At 64.3% G+C, this 19239-nt stretch carries 19 protein-coding genes; 9 read left to right on the top strand and 10 right to left on the bottom strand.

Going from position 1 to position 19239, the window contains the following annotated elements:
- Positions 1–15: 15 nt before the first annotated feature.
- From CAF78_RS12600 to CAF78_RS12590, 3 genes are read left to right on the top strand one after another with little or no spacing between them, the layout of a single operon-like run.
- A complete protein-coding gene (locus tag CAF78_RS12600; RefSeq protein WP_085676029.1) occupies positions 16–378 on the top strand; it encodes a hypothetical protein in 363 nt (120 codons plus the stop codon).
- Between the two features lie 51 nt (positions 379–429).
- Positions 430–873 carry a GNAT family N-acetyltransferase gene (locus tag CAF78_RS12595; RefSeq protein ID WP_085676028.1) on the top strand — a complete coding sequence of 148 codons (444 nt, stop codon included), beginning with the start codon at positions 430–432 and terminating at the stop codon, positions 871–873.
- Positions 870–1556, top strand: coding sequence for an HD domain-containing protein (locus CAF78_RS12590; RefSeq protein WP_085676027.1), 687 nt, complete (start codon positions 870–872; stop codon positions 1554–1556). The genes CAF78_RS12595 and CAF78_RS12590 overlap by 4 nt, the downstream gene beginning before the upstream one ends.
- A gap of 2 nt (positions 1557–1558) precedes the next feature.
- On the opposite strand, the gene CAF78_RS12585 is transcribed toward CAF78_RS12590, so the two are convergent.
- Positions 1559–2329 carry an SDR family NAD(P)-dependent oxidoreductase gene (locus tag CAF78_RS12585; RefSeq protein ID WP_085676026.1) on the bottom strand — a complete coding sequence of 257 codons (771 nt, stop codon included), beginning with the start codon at positions 2327–2329 and terminating at the stop codon, positions 1559–1561.
- Positions 2330–2476: 147 nt separating this feature from the next.
- On the opposite strand from CAF78_RS12585, the gene trbK reads away from it, so the two are divergent.
- The 3 genes from trbK (at position 2477) to CAF78_RS12570 (ending at position 5168) form a co-directional block, all read left to right on the top strand.
- A complete protein-coding gene (trbK, locus tag CAF78_RS12580) occupies positions 2477–2656 on the top strand; it encodes an entry exclusion lipoprotein TrbK (protein WP_085676025.1) in 180 nt (59 codons plus the stop codon).
- A gap of 444 nt (positions 2657–3100) precedes the next feature.
- Complete coding sequence (locus tag CAF78_RS12575) at positions 3101–4162, top strand: aromatic ring-hydroxylating dioxygenase subunit alpha (protein WP_085676024.1); 1062 nt, start codon at positions 3101–3103, stop codon at positions 4160–4162.
- Between the two features lie 55 nt (positions 4163–4217).
- The gene (locus CAF78_RS12570; RefSeq protein ID WP_085676023.1) at positions 4218–5168 is read left to right on the top strand and encodes a PDR/VanB family oxidoreductase; all 951 of its coding nucleotides are present in this window, start codon (positions 4218–4220) and stop codon (positions 5166–5168) included.
- A 9-nt stretch (positions 5169–5177) separates the two neighbouring features.
- Here CAF78_RS12570 and CAF78_RS12565 read toward each other — a convergent pair whose 3' ends face one another.
- The 3 genes from CAF78_RS12565 to CAF78_RS12555 all read right to left on the bottom strand — a co-directional run bounded on the left by CAF78_RS12565 (position 5178) and on the right by CAF78_RS12555 (position 8621).
- Entirely contained in the window at positions 5178–5891 is a 714-nt protein-coding gene (locus tag CAF78_RS12565; protein WP_085676022.1) for a GntR family transcriptional regulator, read from the bottom strand.
- A gap of 100 nt (positions 5892–5991) precedes the next feature.
- Positions 5992–7329 (bottom strand): MFS transporter, encoded by a 1338-nt coding sequence (locus CAF78_RS12560; RefSeq protein ID WP_085676021.1) that lies wholly within the window; start codon positions 7327–7329, stop codon positions 5992–5994.
- A gap of 305 nt (positions 7330–7634) precedes the next feature.
- Positions 7635–8621: a 5'-nucleotidase gene (locus tag CAF78_RS12555; RefSeq protein WP_085676020.1), complete on the bottom strand. Its 987-nt coding sequence runs from the start codon at positions 8619–8621 to the stop codon at positions 7635–7637.
- Positions 8622–8711: 90 nt separating this feature from the next.
- Between CAF78_RS12555 and CAF78_RS12550 the strand changes: the two genes are divergently transcribed.
- Positions 8712–9332, top strand: a complete 621-nt coding sequence (locus tag CAF78_RS12550; RefSeq protein WP_085676019.1) for a LysE family translocator — start codon at positions 8712–8714, stop codon at positions 9330–9332.
- Between the two features lie 17 nt (positions 9333–9349).
- On the opposite strand, the gene CAF78_RS12545 is transcribed toward CAF78_RS12550, so the two are convergent.
- From CAF78_RS12545 to CAF78_RS12530, 4 genes are read right to left on the bottom strand one after another with little or no spacing between them, the layout of a single operon-like run.
- The gene (locus tag CAF78_RS12545; protein ID WP_256573893.1) at positions 9350–9670 is read right to left on the bottom strand and encodes a YceK/YidQ family lipoprotein; all 321 of its coding nucleotides are present in this window, start codon (positions 9668–9670) and stop codon (positions 9350–9352) included.
- Positions 9670–12111, bottom strand: coding sequence for a PEP-utilizing enzyme (locus CAF78_RS12540; protein ID WP_085676017.1), 2442 nt, complete (start codon positions 12109–12111; stop codon positions 9670–9672). The genes CAF78_RS12545 and CAF78_RS12540 overlap by 1 nt, the downstream gene beginning before the upstream one ends.
- A gap of 9 nt (positions 12112–12120) precedes the next feature.
- A complete protein-coding gene (locus CAF78_RS12535; RefSeq protein ID WP_085676016.1) occupies positions 12121–13563 on the bottom strand; it encodes a TIGR01777 family oxidoreductase in 1443 nt (480 codons plus the stop codon).
- Positions 13556–14032 carry a cell division protein gene (locus CAF78_RS12530; protein ID WP_085676015.1) on the bottom strand — a complete coding sequence of 159 codons (477 nt, stop codon included), beginning with the start codon at positions 14030–14032 and terminating at the stop codon, positions 13556–13558. Before CAF78_RS12530 ends, CAF78_RS12535 begins: the two co-directional genes overlap by 8 nt.
- Positions 14033–14391: 359 nt before the next feature.
- On the opposite strand from CAF78_RS12530, the gene CAF78_RS12525 reads away from it, so the two are divergent.
- Together CAF78_RS12525 and CAF78_RS12520 are read left to right on the top strand one after the other, a co-directional pair.
- On the top strand, positions 14392–15180 hold the full coding sequence (locus CAF78_RS12525; protein WP_085676014.1) for a formate/nitrite transporter family protein: 789 nt from the start codon (positions 14392–14394) through the stop codon (positions 15178–15180).
- 63 nt (positions 15181–15243) lie between these two features.
- The gene (locus tag CAF78_RS12520; protein ID WP_085676013.1) at positions 15244–15687 is read left to right on the top strand and encodes an acetyltransferase; all 444 of its coding nucleotides are present in this window, start codon (positions 15244–15246) and stop codon (positions 15685–15687) included.
- A gap of 13 nt (positions 15688–15700) precedes the next feature.
- On the opposite strand, the gene CAF78_RS12515 is transcribed toward CAF78_RS12520, so the two are convergent.
- Together CAF78_RS12515 and CAF78_RS12510 are read right to left on the bottom strand one after the other, a co-directional pair.
- Positions 15701–18190: a TonB-dependent siderophore receptor gene (locus CAF78_RS12515; protein WP_085676012.1), complete on the bottom strand. Its 2490-nt coding sequence runs from the start codon at positions 18188–18190 to the stop codon at positions 15701–15703.
- A gap of 112 nt (positions 18191–18302) precedes the next feature.
- The gene (locus CAF78_RS12510; protein ID WP_085676011.1) at positions 18303–19238 is read right to left on the bottom strand and encodes a FecR domain-containing protein; all 936 of its coding nucleotides are present in this window, start codon (positions 19236–19238) and stop codon (positions 18303–18305) included.
- Position 19239 lies beyond the last annotated feature (1 nt).

The raw sequence follows: 19239 nt of genomic DNA, 5'->3' as shown, positions 1-19239 counted from the left end.
GAAGGCACGAGGGTCATGGATAACTTTTTTGATATGTACGCGCGTTTGCACAACCGCCGATTCACGGTCGCCAGCAATAGCCAGGGGCTATCGGGTAGCGGCACGGTGTTCCGTTACTTTGTGGACGGGGAAGCCATCACCGGCACTTACCAGGGCGGCCGCATCCGCGTTGGCAATCAGGTAGGGCGAATAACGGGCAGCAACACCTTGGAACTGCTTTTTCAGTGCGTCACCACCGAGGGTCAGCTGCTCGCTGGATGGTCGCGCGGCGAGGTAGGCCTGGACCACAGCGGGCGTACAACGCTGCGCTTCGTCTGGGGCTGGTTGTCCGGTGCAGAGGGCGGGGGCGAGTCCAGTTACGTCGAGTGCGTCGACTAGCACGATCATGACTGAACGGACGACTGTCTATAACATTCACGGATGACAACCATGCACATACGCGAACTGACCCACGCAGACCTGCCCCGCGCCAGCGCCCTCTGTCTTGAGGCATTCACACTGGCGGTGGCACCATCACTGTCCGAGCATGGCGTGGAAACGTTCGCCAAAGTGGCTAGCGAGCAAGCGTTCGCCGAGCGCATGGAAGGCGATAACCTGATCCTGGTTTGTGAAGTGGATGGCCTCATCTGCGGCCTGATCGAGCTCAAGGAAGGCCGTCATGTAGCGATGCTGTTTGTGGCGTCTGCATGGCAACGGCGGGGCGTGGGCACGCGTCTGGTACATGCGGCGTTGGGCCACGCCAGAACCAAGATCGTGACCGTCAGGGCTTCCTTGTCCTCCGTGGCCGCATACCTGCGCTACGGCTTCGTATTGGCCGGGGATGTGGGTGAGCATGCCGGGCTGGTCTATCAGCCGATGGAGAAGCAGAGATGACTGTCGAAGTGTTTGCTCCTTTCCAGGCTTTCGCCGCCAAGTTACTGAAAAGCCTGCCGGCTGGCCTGCAAGACGGCTCCCATGATCTGTCCCATATCCATCGCGTGTGGGTCAACGCGCAGCGGATCCAGCGGGTGGAAGGCGGCGATCTGGAGGTACTGCTCGCTGCGACGGTGCTGCATGACTGCGTCGCCGTGGAAAAGAACTCGCCACTGCGTGACCAGGCATCGACGCTGTCCGCGGACAAGGCTGCGTCGATCCTGGCTGGCGTGGGCTGGCCTGAGCAGCGCATCGAGCAGGTGGCACATGCCGTCAAGGCCCACAGCTACTCGGCCGGTTTCGAACCTGAGACGCTTGAGGCCAAAATCCTTCAGGACAGTGATCGGCTGGATGCCTTGGGTGCGTTGGGTATTGCCCGGTGTTTCTACACGGCTGGGCGAATGGGCTCGGCGTTATACGACTTCGAGAACCCCGGTGCGCAGGGCAGGGCGTATCGAGATACGGCCTATGCGATCGAGCACTTTCAAACCAAGCTGCTGAAACTTGCCTCAGGTTTCACAACCGGCGAAGGGGCTCGGCTGGCTGCCGAGCGCCATGGGCGGCTCGAGGCATTTCTTGCAGATTTCATGGAAGAGGTGGGCGCGAGCCAGGGCAACGCTGTGTGCGCTGACGGTTGCCGATAATCTCACCATTCAATCGCTCGCCCGTCCCACGCCCAGAACCCTCCGCTGTCCGTGGGCCCCAACCGGCCCACCTGCTCGATGACGCATTGCGCCGCGAACGCAGGATCAAACAGCTTGCCCGCTGGCACATTTCCTTGAAACGGCCGCGACAGCTGCGTGTCGGTGGTCCCGGGATGCAGCGCCAGCACCGTGGCCGCCGGGTTCAGCCGCCTCAGCTCGATACTTGCCGTGTGCAGCAGCTGATTGAGCGCTGCCTTGCTGGCCCGATAGCTGTACCAACCCCCCAGGCGGTTATCGCCGATCGATCCAACTCTGGCTGACAGCGCGGCAAAGGTGGCGGGCTCCTTGCGCAGCAAGGGCAACAGGTGTTTGAGCAGCAGTATCGGTGCGAAGGCATTGGTCGCGAAACTCGTCTGCAGGCCGGCAAGATCCAGTTGCGCCAATGATTTTTCTGCCTTGGCGCCGTCCTGCTGGAGGATGCCCAAGGTGCTGATGACCAGGTGAAGGTGGTCGCAGGCATGCCCAAGCTCAGCTGCCAGTGCCGCGAGCGCTTGTTCGTCTCGCGCGTCGCAATCCACCAGCACCAGGCGCTCGCCGTGTTGGCTGGCGAGTTCTGCAAGCGCCTCATTGCCCTTGGCGTTGCGTGAGACGGCCCAGAGCCTGGCCACCTCATCATTGGCCAGTAATGCCGTACACAGCGCCAAGCCTATGCCTCGGCTTGCGCCGCCTATCAGGACATTGGCTTGGCCATTCAGGTTGGGTATCAGGCTCATGCAGTACCTCACGCGGCAGTGGGCAAAATCAGCTCGATCCTTTGTTGGATCAATGTCAGTCTGGCATTGAACTCGGCCTGTGACGCGCTACGCTTTGGGCAAGAATCCTTTCTTTGCCAAACCTCCGCCTTTCAATGGAGTGAGCAAATGATTCGCAAACCCCTGCTTGTGATTGTCATCGCTGTCCTGCTGGCGGGCTGTGGCGATGATTCTTCCCACTACGCGGTGTCCGATGAACACTGCCAGCCCGATCGTTTGAAGACCCTCCCCAACAATCCCAACCGGGATACGCTGGTCGAGAAGTGCATGCCTCGGCAATCCCCCTGAGGCTGCAGCCAGGGTTTTGCGGCCCATCGTCGGTCCGCTCTCATAGCACTGCACGCATTGAATTAGCAGGGACACTGTGAGAGCTACTGTCTTGCTCAATTTCTAAAAGCTGGCGCGGTCCCTGTGGGAGCGGGCTTGCCCGCGAACACCGGCGCAGCCGGTGCCATGCACCGCGTTGGATTCTTCGCGGCTAAAGCCGCTCTCACAGGGTATGCGGACCGCTTGCGAACCCAGTTCTCTACGCGACAGCGCAGCCCCAATGGCCTCCCTGTTCAATGGCCTTTCAGTATCGATGCCGAGTCGCTACTGGCAATGAGTAAGCCTTCAAAAACGCCATTTTCATTTTGTGGATCCACAAAAATGGTTATCCAATGATTTTAATTGACTTTAAATCGATTTATGCCTTTCAATGGATCCACAAAAACAAAATCCATGGAGAGCCTCATGTACCCGAAAAACGCCTGGTATGTCGCCTGCACACCTGACGAAATCGCCGAAAAGCCCTTGGGTCGGCAGATCTGTGGCGAAAAAATGGTGTTCTACCGTGGCCTTGAGAACCAGGTCCACGCGGTCGAGGATTTCTGCCCGCACCGTGGCGCGCCGCTGTCCCTGGGCTATGTCGAAAATGGCCAGCTGGTTTGTGGCTACCACGGCCTGGTGATGGGGTGTGACGGCAAGACCGTGTCGATGCCCGGCCAGCGCGTTCGCGGTTTCCCGTGCAACAAGACCTACGCCGCCGTCGAGCGGCATGGCTTCATCTGGGTATGGCCGGGCGACCAGGACAAGGCCGATCCCGCCACCATCTGCCACCTGGAATGGGCCGAGAACGAGCAGTGGGCCTACGGCGGCGGCTTGTTCCACATCAAGTGCGACTATCGCCTGATGATCGACAACCTCATGGACTTGACCCACGAAACCTACGTTCACGCTTCCAGCATCGGCCAGAAAGAGATCGATGAAGCCCCGCCGGTGACCACGGTCAATGGCGATGAGGTGGTCACTGCCCGGCACATGGAGAACATCATGGCCCCGCCGTTCTGGCGCATGGCCTTGCGTGGCAACAACCTGCCAGACGATCAGCCGGTCGACCGCTGGCAGATCTGCCGTTTTACCCCGCCCAGCCACGTGCTGATCGAAGTGGGCGTGGCCCTGGCCGGCAAGGGCGGTTACGACGCAGCGCCCGAGCACAAGGCATCGAGCATCGTGGTCGACTTCATCACCCCGGAGACTGAAACCTCCATCCACTACTTCTGGGGCATGGCGCGCAGCTTCAACCCACAGGATAAGGCCTTGACGGCCAGCATCCGCGAAGGGCAGGGGAAGATCTTCAGCGAAGACCTCGACATGCTCGAACAGCAGCAGGCGAACCTGCTGGCCAACCCGCAGCGCAATCTGCTCAAGCTCAACATCGACGCCGGTGGCGTGCAGTCGCGCAAGGTCCTGGAGCGGCTGCTCGCCGAGGAGCAGGCGCAGGTGACGCCGCAGTTGATCGCAACTGCCCAGTAACCCCCTGTCGATGTCGCGCACGGCCACCGCAGTGGCCGTCTACGGAAGGTGCACCATGATTGAAGTTGTCGTTAATTCCCGAAACCACGAAGCCGAAGGCATCTGCAGCTACGAATTGACCTGCGCCCAGGGCAACCCCTTGCCCGCGTTCAGCGCCGGCGCGCATATCGACGTGCACCTGCCCGGTGGGCTGGTGCGCCAGTACTCACTGTGCAACCCCCCCCAGGAACGCCACCGCTACCTGATCGGCGTGCTCAACGACGCCGCTTCACGCGGTGGTTCGCGCTGCCTGCACGAGCAGGTCCAGGCCGGGCAACGGCTGCGCATCAGTGCGCCGCGCAACCTCTTCGAGCTGGTGCCAGGTGCCACGCGCAGCCTGCTGTTCGCCGGAGGTATCGGCATTACGCCGATACTCTCCATGGCCGAGCAGCTGTGGCTGCAGGGCGACCTGTTCGAACTGCACTACTGCGCGCGCTCAAGCGAGCGGGCGGCGTTTCTCGAGCGTTTGGCCGGCGCGCCATTCGCCAGCCAGGTGCACCTGCACTTCGACGAAAACCCCGAGTCACGTCTGGATGCGGCGCAGGTGCTGGCGCGGCCAGGGGCTGATGATCATCTGTATGTGTGCGGCCCGGCCGGGTTCATGCAGCATGTGCTGGACACTGCCCGCGACCAGGGTTGGCCCCAGGCGCAACTGCACCGGGAGTACTTCGCCGCCACACCGGTCGACACCGGCAACGATGGTGCGTTCTCGGTCAGGCTCGGCAGCACCGGGCAAGTGTTCGAAATCCCGGCGGACAAGACGGTGGTCCAGGTGCTGGAAAGCCACGGGGTGTCGATTGCCGTTTCCTGCGAGCAAGGGGTGTGCGGCACCTGCCTGACACGGGTGCTGGACGGGGTGCCGGAGCACCGCGACCTGTACCTGACCGAGGACGAGCAGGCGGCCAACGACCAGTTCACCCCATGCTGCTCCCGCGCCAAGTCCGCAGTGCTGGTGCTGGACCTGTAAGCCAGCAGACTAGTCGCTTCTGGAAATCACCTGTACCCCGCCCGCTGCGCTGGCTGCACCAAACACTTCGGCGTAGCGCAGCGTGGCGTTGGCGTGTTCACGCATGATGCCTTCGGCGCGCGCGCCCTGGCGGCTGCGCAGTGCATCCACCAGCGAGTGGTGCTGCATGTGGGCGAAGTTGAAGCGGCGATACTCGCGCGCCATGTCGTGGCGGTCGAAGGCCAGCGCCGACACGGAAGCGAAAGGGCGATGGTCATTGCGTGCCAGGGCCTCGGCAATGGCAGGGTTGCCGCTGCTTTCGACGATCACCTGGTGAAAGCGCAGGTTCAGGTCGTGGAAGCGCTCGAGGTCTTGCTCGGTGATGTAGCCCTTGTCGAACAGCGCGTCACCCTGATCCAGGCATTGCTGCAGTGTGGCCAGGGCCTCAGGTGCCAGGCCGCGCTCGGCGCACTGCCGCGCCGCCAGGCCCTCCAGCACACCGCGCACTTCCACGGCCCCGGTGATGTCCTCGACGCTCAAGGCCCTGACTTGAAAACCCTTGCCACCGTGGCGCACCAGCAGGCCTTCCTGCTCGAGAGTGCGAAACGCCATGCGCACCGGCATCCGTGAGACGCCGAAGCGCTCGGCAGTAGGGACCTCCATCAAGCGCTCGCCACCAGCCAGTTCGCCGGAAGCGATCATCTTGCGCAGGGCGACCAGGATGGTCTGGCCGTGTTTGCTCATTGCAGGCGACCTCGGAAAAGAGGCCGCCATGTTAGCGCAACGAATCAAGGCTGTGCAGGTAGGGCAGCGCGGGTTGCATGCCGCCCCAGGGCCGCCAGGTTCAGGCGTTGGACAGTGCGCTGGGTTGACGCGCCTCGGGCCGAGGGTTGAACAGCAGCAACGCCGCTGCGGCGATCACGAACACCACGGCGAACACGCCATACAGGTGCAAGGGTTGCCAGCCATCGTCAAGCAGCAGCCCGGCAATACTGGGCGAGAGGATCGCACCGATGCGGCCGATGCCAATCCCCCAGCCCACGCCAGTGGCGCGCACCGACGGGCCGTAGAGCATCGGTGACAGCGCATACAGCCCTGCAACGCATCCATTGGCGGCCAGGCCGATCAGCAAACCCAGGGCCAGGGCGAATGTCACCGAAGTGGCCGTGCAGGCAAACAGCACCAGCAGCCCGGCGGTGACCAGCATGAACAGCGAGAGTACCGTTGCCAATCGCCAGCGCGATGCCAGCAGGCCGATCAGGGCCGCGCCGACGATACCGCCGACACTGAGCAGCACCCCGCCGCTGACGCCCTGTTGGGCGGACAGCCCGGCGGACGCCAGCAATTTCGGTGTCCAGCTCATGACGAAGTAGAAGCCGGACATCACCAGGAAGAACAAGCCCCATAGCAGCAGGGTGGTGCCCCGTGCCTCGGCGCTGAGCAGCTGCAGCAGGGCGCTGCGCTGGGCTGCCGGTGAGGCCGCTGCGGCAGGCGGAAAGGCGCCTGGGGCAGGCTGGCCGAGCTGGATGGCCAGGCGGTCGAGCTTTGCCACGCCCTTGGCCGGGCGTTTGGCCAGCAGAAAGTCCAGCGACTCGGGCAGGCACAGCATGACGACCGGCAGCGTCGCCAGGGTAGCCCAGCCGCCGACGGTGAACACCGAGCGCCAGCCGAAGTGGGTCAGCAGCCACACCGACAATAGCCCACCGAAGGTTGCGCCCAGGGCATAGCCGGTTGACTGCAGGCTTACCGCCAGGCCGCGCCAGCGCTTGTTGGCGTATTCGCCGGCGATGACGTTGCTGCTGGCCAGAATGCCGCCGATCCCCAGCCCGGTCAGCCCGCGCAACAGCGCCAGCTGCAAGGGCGTCTGGGTGTGTGCGGACAGCAGCATGCCGATGCCGGAAAGGGCCAGGCAGCACAGGATCAGCGGTCGCCGACCGAAGCGGTCGGCCCAGGGCGCGATGAACAGCGAGCCTGCTGCCATGCCAAACAACCCGGCGCTCAGCAACAAGCCGACCTGCGCGCCATTGAGGTTCCATTCGCTGGCGACCGACGAAGCGGTAAATGCCATCACCAGGACATCGAAGCCATCGATCATGTTGAGCACGATGCACACACCGATGGCCAGGTACTGGAAGGGGCGCATGGGGTGTTCGTTGATCACCTCTCTCAGGCACTGATTCATGGCTGCACCTCGGTGGCAGGGGCAGCAGGGCAGAAAGGCGAAGGCAGCCACCCAGGGGCGGCTTGGGACGGTTCGTACATGGAAGCACCTTTGTTCTTGTGATCGGTACTGGCTCGAGTGCCAGCACGTCAGGTGCAAATCAAAGCTTTTTGTGGATCCCTACATCAATAGGTCGGCCAAGCGACTTTGCCGTTCTAGAGACTCGATTTCATTTTTATTATAAAAAATGATTTTAAATCAATGAGTTGCATTCGTTTTCCTGGCGATAATTCAGTTCGATTATCGAACGGAGAATGATTGCTGATTTATGGATCCATTTTGAGGGGGTCAACCCCTGTGGCAGGGGAGGCGTGGCGCTTCTGGGGGCCGTTATTCGCCACCCCGAATGGCACATGCACCATGGGCAGATCCCCCGCCGCCGAATACAGGTGACTGCGCTGGTCATCAAAGAACATATGCGGCTTGAGAATCTGCAGCACTCGCTCTTTTTCCATCCCTCCGAGGAAGAATGACTCGTCCGGCGAAACCCCCCAGTTCTTCAAGGTGGTCACCACTCGCTCATGGGCCGGCGCATTGCGCGCGGTGACGATGGCGATGCGCAGGATGCGCTTGTACGCGGGGTCCTGCGCCAGCTTGCGGTCTTCGAGCTGGCGGATCAGCGACAGCTTCTTGTAGAGGTCCGCCAAGGGGCCTGGTTGATGCGGAATCGCCTTGCGCTCACGTTCATGGGCCTGGAACTCATCCAGGTTCAGGCGCTGCTTGTAAACGCTTTCCGCCTCGTCATCGGCAATCACGCCATCGAAGTCGAAGGCCACCCGCAGCTCGGTGTCGATCTCGTCATCGTAGATCTTGCTCGGCAGCACCAGGCCCGCCGGGTAGTCGGCATCGATCGCTCGCTGCACGTCGCCTTCATGGGCGCTGAGGAACAGCGAGGCGTTGAACGCGGGGATGTATTCGTACGGCGAACGACCGGACATGAACGCCGCGCGGGTGATGTCCAGGTTGTAATGGTTGATCGAACGGAACACCCGCAGACCGGTTTCCGGCGAGTTGCGCGAGAGCAGCACCACTTCCACCGGCAGTTGCTCGGGAAAGGCCTTGTTGATGCTCAGGAAGCGGCGGATGAACGGGAAGGCCACGCCCTTGGGGAAAGGCACGTCGAGGTTTTCTTCCTGGTGCAGGCGATACGCTTCGACGCCCTCGGACTGGTAGATGCTGTCGGAGACGGTCAGGTCGAACAAGGCGCTGGAAGCGACGCCGACGACGAGTTTCTGTTCGATGGGGTAGGGCATGGGCTGTCCAGAGAAAGGCGGGGGCCAGCCACCATGATAGGCCAACGCCATGCTAATCTGCGCCAGCGTTCCTCCAAGGCCAGATCCCGCATGCCCATCGTCGACAACCTGATCGCCTTTACCCTGGCAGCCACGCTGCTGACCCTTACCCCAGGCCTGGACACTGCCCTGATTCTCAGGACGGCCACGGTAGAGGGGCGCAAGCAGGGCATGCGCGCTGCCCTGGGCATCAATGCAGGCTGCCTGCTGTGGGGCGCAGCCGTTGCGTTCGGCCTGGGTGCATTGATTGCGGTATCAGAGCTTGCCTACAACATCCTCAAGTACTGCGGGGCTGCCTACCTGGCCTGGCTTGGCGTCAACATGCTCCTGCGCCCAAGGCGATCGTTGGCACCCGCCGGGGAGGACGGCCAGCGCACTGCCAACTGGTTCCTCAAGGGCATGCTGGGTAACTTGCTCAACCCCAAGGTCGGGATCTTCTACGTGTCGTTCCTGCCCCAGTTCATCCCGCAAGGCCAGCCCCTGGTGGCCTGGACCTTCGGCCTGGTCAGCATCCACGTGGTGCTCGGCCTGCTGTGGGCGATGGCGCTGATTGGTGCGACTCAGCCGTTGGCGGGGCTGTTGCGGCGGGGCAAGGTCATCCAGTGGATGGACCGTGCGACCGGCCTGGTATTCGTGCTGTTCGCGGCTCGGTTGGCGTTGGGCAAGCGATAGGCGCCCAGCGCAGAGACCTACATGACGTTGATCGAACCATCCAGATCGCATTCGCGGTGTTCACCACCCATGTCCTCTGGAAGAAACGCGGTCAGGTCATAAGGCAGCAGCACCGTGTCCAGCGCAAAAGAGAAGGGCACGTCGATCAGGCCAACCCAGCCGCCAGCGCCATTCTGAGTAGCAAAGTTCCAGCCCAATCGTGTGCCCGGATACACGCAGCGCTCGCCATCGAGGTGAATGAGCGTACTCCAGCAGCCACTCAACAACAGCGGCAGGGTGAGCACCAGGCATTTGGCAATCCTTTTCATAAGCTCTGTCATACCTTCCGTGTCGATCATCAACGCGCTTCAACCAGGCGCAGTTCACCATCCCGGTACTGCACCTCGCGCCCCAGCCATTCACTGCTCACTTGCGGCAGCACCGCCGAGGGCTTGCGCAGTTCGCGCAGCAAGGTCGAACCGTGGGACAACCGCCCACCCATGCGCGCAATCACTGCCCGCGCAGCTTGATACTGAGCATGGCGGCCAGGGTCGAGGCTGTCTTCGAGGAGGATGTCCTGGCCCAGGATGCCTTGCACCTGGCCGGGATAGATCATGAAACCGCTGGCCTGTTCGCTGCCCTGGCTGCCGTCCTGCCAGAAGCTGCCATCGCGGCTGCGCACGTCTGGATGTGGGGCGAACCAATACGCACGCTCTGCTTCAGGCATGGCGTGGTGCACGCGGAAAAATATCCGCATCAGGTTGTCGCGGTACCACTCGCGCACTTGCAGGTAGTAACCACGCAAGCCGGGCAGGCCAACGCGGTGCGCAAGTGTCACGGCATGCGGCCAGGCCGGCATCGGCTGCAGGGGCAGTTCGGTCGACGCCGGGCGCGGGGTGCCGGGGTCGGTCTCCCAGGGCAGGCGGTGGGGGCTGTGCTGCAGGTCTTCGTAAGCGGTCGGTGGCCGGCCCAGCCAGGCCCCACCGCTGCTGGCCAGGGCCGTGGCGATGCACAGGTTGCCTTGCACCACGAAGACGTAGAAGCGGCTGAACCAGTCCGCCAGTTGCTGGCCGTCGGCAGTGGCCGCCTGCAGCTGCGCCAGTTCCTCGTCGAAGCGTTGCAGGCCTGGGGCCAGCGCTTGCAGATGGCTGCGCGCGGCGTGCTGCATGCGCCACAGGCGCGGCAGTGAGCGCAGCAGGCGTGCCGGGCGCCAGGGCAGCGCGGGGGTGGCGCCGCCGACTTCGCCGGCGTAACTGGCGGCGCTGATGCCCCAGTCTGCCAGCCGGGCCAGGAACAGGTCGTTGTTGATGTACGAGGCGCCGTCGAACACGGCGGTGAAGGGTTCGTTGTCCTGCAGCACGCGGCTGTCCCAGCGCGCCATGATCGCCGGGATGCTGGCGGCGGCGCGGCGCTGGGCATACTCCACGAAGCGGCTGGGCTGGGGTGGCAGGATCTCGGCGATGTTCGCCGAGGTCAGGTGGCGGCGCCAGCCGTGCTCGCTGATCGGGCGGTACTGCAGCAGCCACAGTTGCTGGCCGTCCCAGGCCCATTCGATGTCGCCGGGCACGTAGTGGAACACCTTCAGCACGCCTTGCAGGAAGTTCCACAGCGCCGTGGCTGTCAGCCCCTGCAGGTCGGCGAACTGGCCGCTTTGCCAGGCGGGGCCTAGGCGCGACAGCGTCGCGCGCTGGGGTGTGGCCTGGCCGTCGGCCAGGGCTTCCAGGTGGCCTTCGAGCCACTCCAGTTCCACCGAGAGGTGGCGCACGAAGGCGATGCCGGACACCGTCGGCGTGATGAAGCGCTGCACCACCACTTCCTCGACGCCAGATTCACGCAGCTCGCTGACGCGGCCGGCGACGGCGTCGGCGGGCACGCGCAGGTAGGTGGTGCTCAGCCCGGCGTTGGCGGCATCGGCCTGGTCCTCACCGTAGCTGGAGGAACGCACCGCCCACAGGGCGTGCGGGGCCGAGGCGAGTAGCTGGGCCAGGCGCGGGTCGTTGCCATCGTCGAGGCTCAGGGTCTCGGGCACGGCCTGTCCAGCAAGTGCAGCCAGTTGCAGGCGGCCGCCTTTGGTGTGGGCGACAAAGCCTTGCGCGCCAGACTCAAGCCAGGCAGCGAATTCGGCGGGGGCGTCGATCCAGGGGTAGTGACCCCAACCGGGTTGCAGGCTGACGCGAAGGTCGGCGCGAGCGAGGATCGCCGACCAGGCGGCCGCCTGGGCAATGCCCAGCATGCGGTCGTGGTCGCCCCACACCAGCTCGACCGGGTCGGTGATCCATTCCAGCAGCGGCAGCGCGGTGTCGGCACGCAGCTGGTCCCAGGAGGGCACGAAGGCCCGGCAACGGGCGTAGCCGGCGCCCATGCGCTGGTACTGCGCCGGCGTCCAGCGCTGGCTGGAAAACCGGCCGGCGAACCAGTGCGGCTTATGGCTAAGCAGCCCGTGGATGGCCTTGCGCAGCGGCAGCGGCGACATCAGTGCCGGCAGGCGCCGCTGCCAGAGGAAGGCGCCGACCGGGGCCAGCAGCACGCTGCGGCTGAAATGCCCGGGGCGACGCTGCAGCGCATGCAGCACGATCAGCGCGCTGACGCCAACGGCCATGATCGCGTGGCCGCGTTCGGTCAGGCCGAGCAGGGCTTGCGCGTATTCGTCCAGGCTGGTGCAGGGCGGCGCGGGGTTGTCGCCGAAGCCGGGCAGTTCCAGGGCCTGCACCCGGTAGTGGCGAAAGTGCGGCACGGCATCGTCCCACCAGTCGGCGGCGCTGCCGTTGCCGGCCAGCAGGTACAGCAGTGGCTTGCTCATCGATGCTCCTCAGGCCAGGTCACGCAGTGCGCTGTCCAGGGTCGGGTAGCGGAAGCGGTAGCCGGCCTGCTCCAGGCGGCTTGGCAGCACGCGCTGGCCGTCGAAGAACAGCTCGGCCATTTCACCGGCCAGGGCCCGCACCGGTGCTGCCGGGATATGCAGCCACACCGGGCGCTTGAGCAGTTGACCAGCAGTGTGGGCGAAGGTGGCCTGGCTGACCGGCTCGGGCGCGACCAGGTTGTAGGTGCCCTGCATGTCGCTGTCGGCCATGGCGCGCGCCATCACTGCCAGCACATCGTCACGGTGCACCCAGCTCATGATCTGCTGGCCATCGCCCATGCGCCCGCCCAGGCCCAGGCGAAACGGCATCAGCAGGGGCGTCAGCGCACCGCCCGGGCCGAACACCACGCCCAGGCGCAGCACCACCTGGCGGGCGCCCAGGGCGCTGGCCGGGCTGGCCGAGGCTTCCCAGCGATCGCACAATTCGGCCATGAAGCCATCGCCTTTGCTGGCGCCTTCGTCCAATGGCTGGCTACCGTCGCGCACGCCGTAATAACCGATGGCCGAGGCCTGGATCCACAGCGCCGGCTTGTGCCGGGCCTGGCGCATCCAGCGCAGCAAGGCCTCGGTGGTGCCGACCCGGCTGGCGAGCAGCTGGGCCTGGCGGCGTGGCGTCCAGCGTGGCCCGGCGACCGGGGCGCCAGCGAGGTTGATGACCACATCGAAGCGTTCGTCATGGCCGAGTTTGTCGAGGCTGCGCAGGCAGCGGGCGCGGCCGTCGAACAGGTAGGCGGCGCGCAGTGGGTCGCGGGCCAGCACGCTGACGCTGTGGCCGGCATCGAGCAGCTGGTTGACCAGGGTTTCGCCGATGAAACCCGTGCCGCCGGTGACCAGCACCTGCTGGTAGGCCCCGCCGGCAAACGGGTTGGCCGGCTGCCCCTGGCGTTGCATGCGCAAGGTTGCCAGCGCATCGCGAATGCCCGACGCGGTCACGCCGATAGCGAACAGGGTCAGCAACCAGCCGCGCCAGCCGAGGTCGATGGCCACCAGGCCGCTGGGCAGGCTCGACCACTGCAGCAGCTGCAGGCCGTACAAGGCGAAGAAGGCGCCAGCATTGATCGCCAGCACGGTATGCATGATGCGCTCGATGGCCGGCAGCTTGCGGCTGCGGTCCTCGACCACGAAGTCCCACAGGGTCAGGCCGATTTCCAGGGTGAAGACCAGCGCCACGATGACCGCCCAGACGCCCTGGAAGGCCACATGGGCGATGCCCAGGAACAGGATGCCGTAGCAGCACGAGCGCACCGCGTGGATCGCCAACTCCAGCCGCGCGCTGTAGCGCTGGGGCAGGGCCACGGTCAGTTCATGGTGGTAAATAGTGTCCAGCGCGCCAAGCAAGCCTTGGATCAGCAGCAGGTTCAGGGCCCAGGTCAGGATCGGCAGTTCAGCCACGTTCAAGTCCTTTCAAAGTGGGGGTGGGGCGGTCGTGGCGATACAGCCACAGCAGCGGCGGCAGCAGGGCGAGCAGGGCCAGGCCATCGATGACCAGGTGCGACCACATCCCGGCCTGCAACGACACCAGCATGTCCTGCGGTGCCCACAGCACGATGCCGAATGCCAGCCAGGCCCAGGCGCTGTGGCTGCGCAGACGGTCGCCCAGATGGATCAGGCCGAGCATGTACAGTGAGTAGCTTTGCAAGGTGGCGCCGAACAGCGCCAGCCACCACACCTGCTGCTCACGGGCAGGCGCTGGCGCTGCCTGGCCCCAGAAGGCCTGCTCGATGCTCAGTTGGTAGGTGCCCAGCAGCGGGCTATGGCCGGCCCAGGTCAGGCCCAGGCCTATCAGCAGATGCATCAGCGCTGCGGCTTGCACCCAGCGCACCCAGGCGCGGCGCACCTGCGCTGTAGAAGAGAAGAGCATTCCTTGTCCTGTCGGCTTCCATGACGGCGGGCAGTGTAACCCGTTTCGCGCAATTGTTTGCCTCAACACCTTCAGCGCCTGTGAGATCGAGCGCCGCGCGGGCGGCGCTCGATCTCACAGGCGCTGAAGGTGTTGAGGCAAACACCCCTGATCGACCCCATCTATCAACCCATCCACCCTATCAATTTGACTGCGACATTCTGCCTCAGTAACGTGCGCGGCTCTTCGTAGCAGCCCCAGAGACCCCCTGTTTTGCCTACCCCCTGAACCCCCTCTGTCGCACCCCCGCAATCCGTAAATTCCCGACTTCCGGCATGCCCCTGGGCGTGGTCCGTCGTCCCTGCGTTCGAGTTACCGAAATGTCTGTCAATGCCCCCTCCCGGATCACCGAGCTCGTCATCGAGGCCGGTACCAAGAAAGCCCAATTGCCCACCCGCGCGCTGCTCATCCTCGGTTTCCTCGCCGGCGGCTTCATCTCCATGGGCTTCATCCTGGCCATCCATGTCAGCGCGATGATTCCCGGGCAGTGGGCTTCGCTGGGCAACCTGCTCGGTGCCGCGGTGTTTCCCATCGGCCTGATCCTGGTGATCCTTGCAGGCGGCGAGCTGCTCACCGGCAACATGATGAGCCTGCCCTTGGCCATGTTCGCCGGGCGCATCCGCCTGGCGGCCGTGGCGCGCAACTGGCTGCTGGTGACCCTGGCCAACCTGCTGGGTGCGCTGTTCGTGGCCTACTTCTTCGGCCACCTGCTCGGCCTGACCGAAGGCGCCTACCTGGACAAGACCGTGGCCGCCGCCACCAGCAAGGCCAGCGCCGATTTCGTCCATGCCTTCGTCTCCGGCATCGGCTGCAACTGGCTGGTGTGCCTGGCGGTATGGCTGGCCTATGCCAGCCGTGAAATGAGCGGCAAGATCCTCGGCATCTGGTTCCCGATCATGGCGTTCGTCGCCATCGGCTTCCAGCACGTGGTGGCCAACATGTTCCTGATCCCGGCCGCGATCTTTGCCGGCTACCTGAGCTGGGAGGCGCTGGTGCACAACCTGGTCGCGGTGTTCCTGGGCAATGCGGTGGGCGGGGCGATCTTCGTCGGCCTGGCGTACTACGTGTCGTTCGGTGCCGCCGCTCAGGAGCAGGCGCCAGCGCAGTAACCCGCTTTACCGGCAAGGCCAGGCGCATCGATAATCCTGCATCGGACCAATCAGGAAGCGTTCATGATCATTCGCCAAGCCATCGCTGCCGACCACCCAATGCTGATCGACATCTGGCTGCGCGCTGTGCGCGCGACGCATCACTTCCTGCAGGCATCCGACATCGACGCGCTGCTGCCGCAACTGCGCGATGTCTACCTGCCTGCCGTCGAGCTATGGGTGGCGGTCGTCCCCGACGACAAGCCGCTGGGCTTTATCGGACTCAATGAAAACCATGTGGAAATGCTCTTCATCGACCCCGACCGGCGCGGTCAGGGCATTGGTCGTGCGTTGCTGGATTTCTGCCGTGATACGCGCGATACCCTGAGTGTTGACGTGAACGAGCAGAATCCGCAGGCAGTGGGCTTCTACCGCCATTACGGCTTCGTGCAGACCGGGCGTTCGCCGCTGGACGGCGAAGGGCGGCCGTTCCCGTTGTTGCATATGGCCTTGCCTGACAAGGCCTGAGCCGTGCCAACCCTTAGAACGTGCCTTGCAGGGTGACCATGAAGTTGCGCGGTTCGCCATAGAAGTTACCCCACGCGGGTGCACCGATGGTGGCGTAGTACTTCTTGTCGAACAGGTTGTTGCCGTTGAGCGCGACGGTCCAGTGCGGGTCGATGCGGTACTGCACGCGGCCGTTCCACACGGTGTAGCCCGGCTGGACCACCTGGGTACTGCCGGTCTTGCGGAAGTTCTCGCTCTGGCTGTTCAGCCCGGCGCCCAGCGTCCAGCGTTCCAGTGCGCCGTCCAGCTGGTAATCCCCCCAGACCTTGAGCATGTGCCGCGGAATGAAACTGGAGGTGAAGGTCAGCTCGGTCGGGTCGGTGTCGTTGAGGGTCTTCAGGTACTTGGTCTGGGTGTAGGTGTACCCGGCCAGCAGTTGCAGGCGTTCGACCGGCGCGCCGCTGATCTCGGCCTCGAAGCCCTGGGCGCGCACCTTGCCGCTGTCGGTGTAGCAATAGCCGTCGCCCGAGCCCAGGCAGGTGTCGTTGTAGTCGGTTTCGGCGCGGTGTTCTTCGACGGTGCGGAACAGGTTGAACGAGGTGTTCAGAGCGCCATCGAGCAGTTCTCCCTTGATGCCGATTTCGTAGTTGGCGCCGGTCTTCGGCTGCAGGGCCTGGCCCTGGGCGTCTACCAGGTTGCTCTGTGGCTGGAAGATGTCGGCGTAGCTGGCGTAGGCGGTCCATTGCGGGTTGAGGTCGTAGAGTACGGCGGCGAACGGCGTGACCTGGCCGTTTTCCTCGCTGCGATTGTGCACCCAGTAATCGTAGGCCTGGGTGTACGAGTCGCTCTTGTTGCGGTACCCGCTCACCCGCGCACCGAGCACCAAGGTCAACGGCTCTGCCAGTTTCAGGCGCAGGTTGGCGTAGGTGCCGTATTGGGTGGTGGTGGAGTCGGTCGGCTCGCTGCCACCGCGGATCGGGTTGACCCGATAATCTGCCGAGGACGGGTGGGGGAAGTTCGCCGACGGATCGAAGGGGTTCTGGCTGCCGCTCAGTGACATCAGGGCGAAATAGTCGTGGGTCTTCTGGCGGCTGGCGTTGGCACCGATGATCACCTCGTGCTGCAGGCCGAAGGCTTCGAATTTGCCATCGACATAGCTATCGAAGCCGTAATCGGTCTGGTCGTAGTCGAAGTTGCCGGCGTAGCGTTTCATGCTGGCGCTGCCGGCACCGACCGGGACCGTACCTTCGGCATAGCCGTACTCGATGTCCTGGTCGTTATGGGTGTAGACCGAGGCGAAGTTCAACGACCAGTCATCGTTGAAATAATGCTTGAGGTCGGCGAAGCCGGTGACGCGCTGGCTTTGCAGGCTGTTCCAGCTGGCACCCAGGCAGGTGGAGCGCGACAGCTTGAGGTCGCTGCCGTCGGCGTAGCGCGGCAGGCCGTGGTAGCAGGGCGAGGCATCGACATCTTCATAGGCCAGGCCTACGCCCAGGGTGGTGTCGGGTGTCACATCCCAGTCGAGGGCGCCGTAGTACACCTGATCCTGGCGGTTGGCATGGTCGTAGAAGTACTGGCGATCCTGCACGGCTGCCACGGCGCGGCCGCGCACGCTGCCCGAATCGTTCAGCGGGCCGCCGACGTCGACCTGGCTGCGGTAGTTGTCCCAGGTGCCGGCGGACAGGGTCAGGCTGGTGGTGGCCTGTTCCTGGCCGCGCTTGCGTACAAAGTTCACGCCGCCAGCGGATGATCCGGAGCCTTTCATCATGCCGGCCGCCCCCTTGAGCACTTCGACCCGGTCATAGAACGCCATGTCGCTGGAGAAGCTGTTGGCTTGCACGTAGTTGCCACCCACGTCCAGCGGCACGCCGTCGTACTGGTACTGGCCGTCGAGGTTGAAGCCACGCGAGTAGAAGTACTTGCCGCCCATGGGCGAGTCGTACACGGTGATGCCTGGGGTCTTGTCCAGCACCTGTTCGAGGGTGTTGAGGTTCTGGTCGTCAAGCATCTTGCGGGTCATCACGGTGACCGCCTGTGGCGTTTCCTTCAGCGTATGCACGCCTTTGCCGATGGTCACTGCGCGGGCGGTGTACGACTGGGTGCCTTCACTGGTTGCATCGAGCCGGTTGGCATCGATGTTCAAGGGCCCGAGCTCCATCGCCGCGCCATCGCTGGCCGGTACCAGCACATAACCCACGTTGCCGAGGCGCCGGGCCTGCAGGCCGCTGTTGCCGAGCAAGCGGGCAAGGCCTTCGTCGATGCTGTAGCTGCCCTCCAGGCCATTGCTGGTCAGGTGACGTGCCTGTTCGGTAGCGAACGAAACAGTAACGCCGGCCTGCACCCCGAACTGGGTGATGGCATTGGCCAGTGGCCCGGCGGCCACATGGAAAGTGGTCTGGCTCTGGGCCGTGGCGTTGCCGGGCATCAGCAGCAAACCGGCGGTGCTGGCCAGGGACAGGCCGAGCAGCACCCGGCGCACGGCCTGGCTCAGTGTGCGGGCTGGGGTGGGGTGTACATGGGGCATTGCGTGATCCTTCCGTGTCATGGCAGAAAGTCGCTGTCGTCGCGGCTTGTGTCAGGGACGGACGAGAATCGAAATCAGCAAGTTTCGCAGTGAAGTTTTTTCCACGGGCGGTTCAGGCAGGCTCCACACTCACCCAGAAGCGGCTCAGGTAACGCACCCGCACGGGCAGGGTCCGGTCGAGGTTGGCCAGGGCAATGTCGGTATCGTCGATGCGGAACGCGCCGGAAATGCTCAGCGCGCGAATCGACGGGGCACAGCGCAGCACGCCGGGCCGGTAACGCCCCAGTTCTTCGATGAAGTCGCCCAGGCGCCAGTCATTGACGCTGAGCATGCCGTGCTGCCAGGCCGTCGAGTCCGCGGGCACCGCCTGGACAGTGTCGATGTGATCGCGATCGAAGCTGACCTGTTGCCCTGGCTGCAGTTGCAGCGGGCGCTCGAGGTGGTGCTGCGAGCGCACTTCGACGCCAGCCTGGAGCACGCCGACGCGGGTTTGCTCGGGCAGTTTGCGCACGCTGAATTCAGCGTCCCAGGCAACGATGCTGCCGTCTTGCGTATGCACGATGAAAGGCCGCTGCTGCAGGTCCCGGGATGCGCTGAGCAGCATTTCGCCGCCATACAGCTGGATCGTGCGCAGTTTCGTGTCAAAGCGCACGTCCAGCGCGGTATCGACGTTCAAGGCCAACCTGGACCCGTCCTCCAGCTGTAGCGAACGCCGTTCGCCCGTGCCCGTGCGTTGCTGGGCGAGCAAGGCGCGATAAGGCACCTGCTCGGCCGCCAGCCAGCTGCCGCCGCCCATGGCCAGCAGCAGGCCGAGCACCTTGAGCACGTCACGGCGTTGTGCCTGGGCGGCCCCCAGGCCTTTGAGTGCCGCCTGTGCAGGTAGCAGGGCCCATTGTTGCTGCAGTTTCTCGACCCGCGCCCAGGCCGCGGCATGCTCTGGGCTGGCTTCCAGCCACTGGCGCCAGGCGCGGGCACGGGCGAGGTCGGCGGCGCCATCGTTGAGCTGCACGTACCAGGTGGCGGCGGCTTCGAGGGTTTCGAGCCTCAAG

This window comes from Pseudomonas sp. R28(2017), assembly GCF_002112505.1.
GTDB lineage: Bacteria > Pseudomonadota > Gammaproteobacteria > Pseudomonadales > Pseudomonadaceae > Aquipseudomonas.
This window is presented reverse-complemented; position numbering and strand designations above follow the sequence as displayed.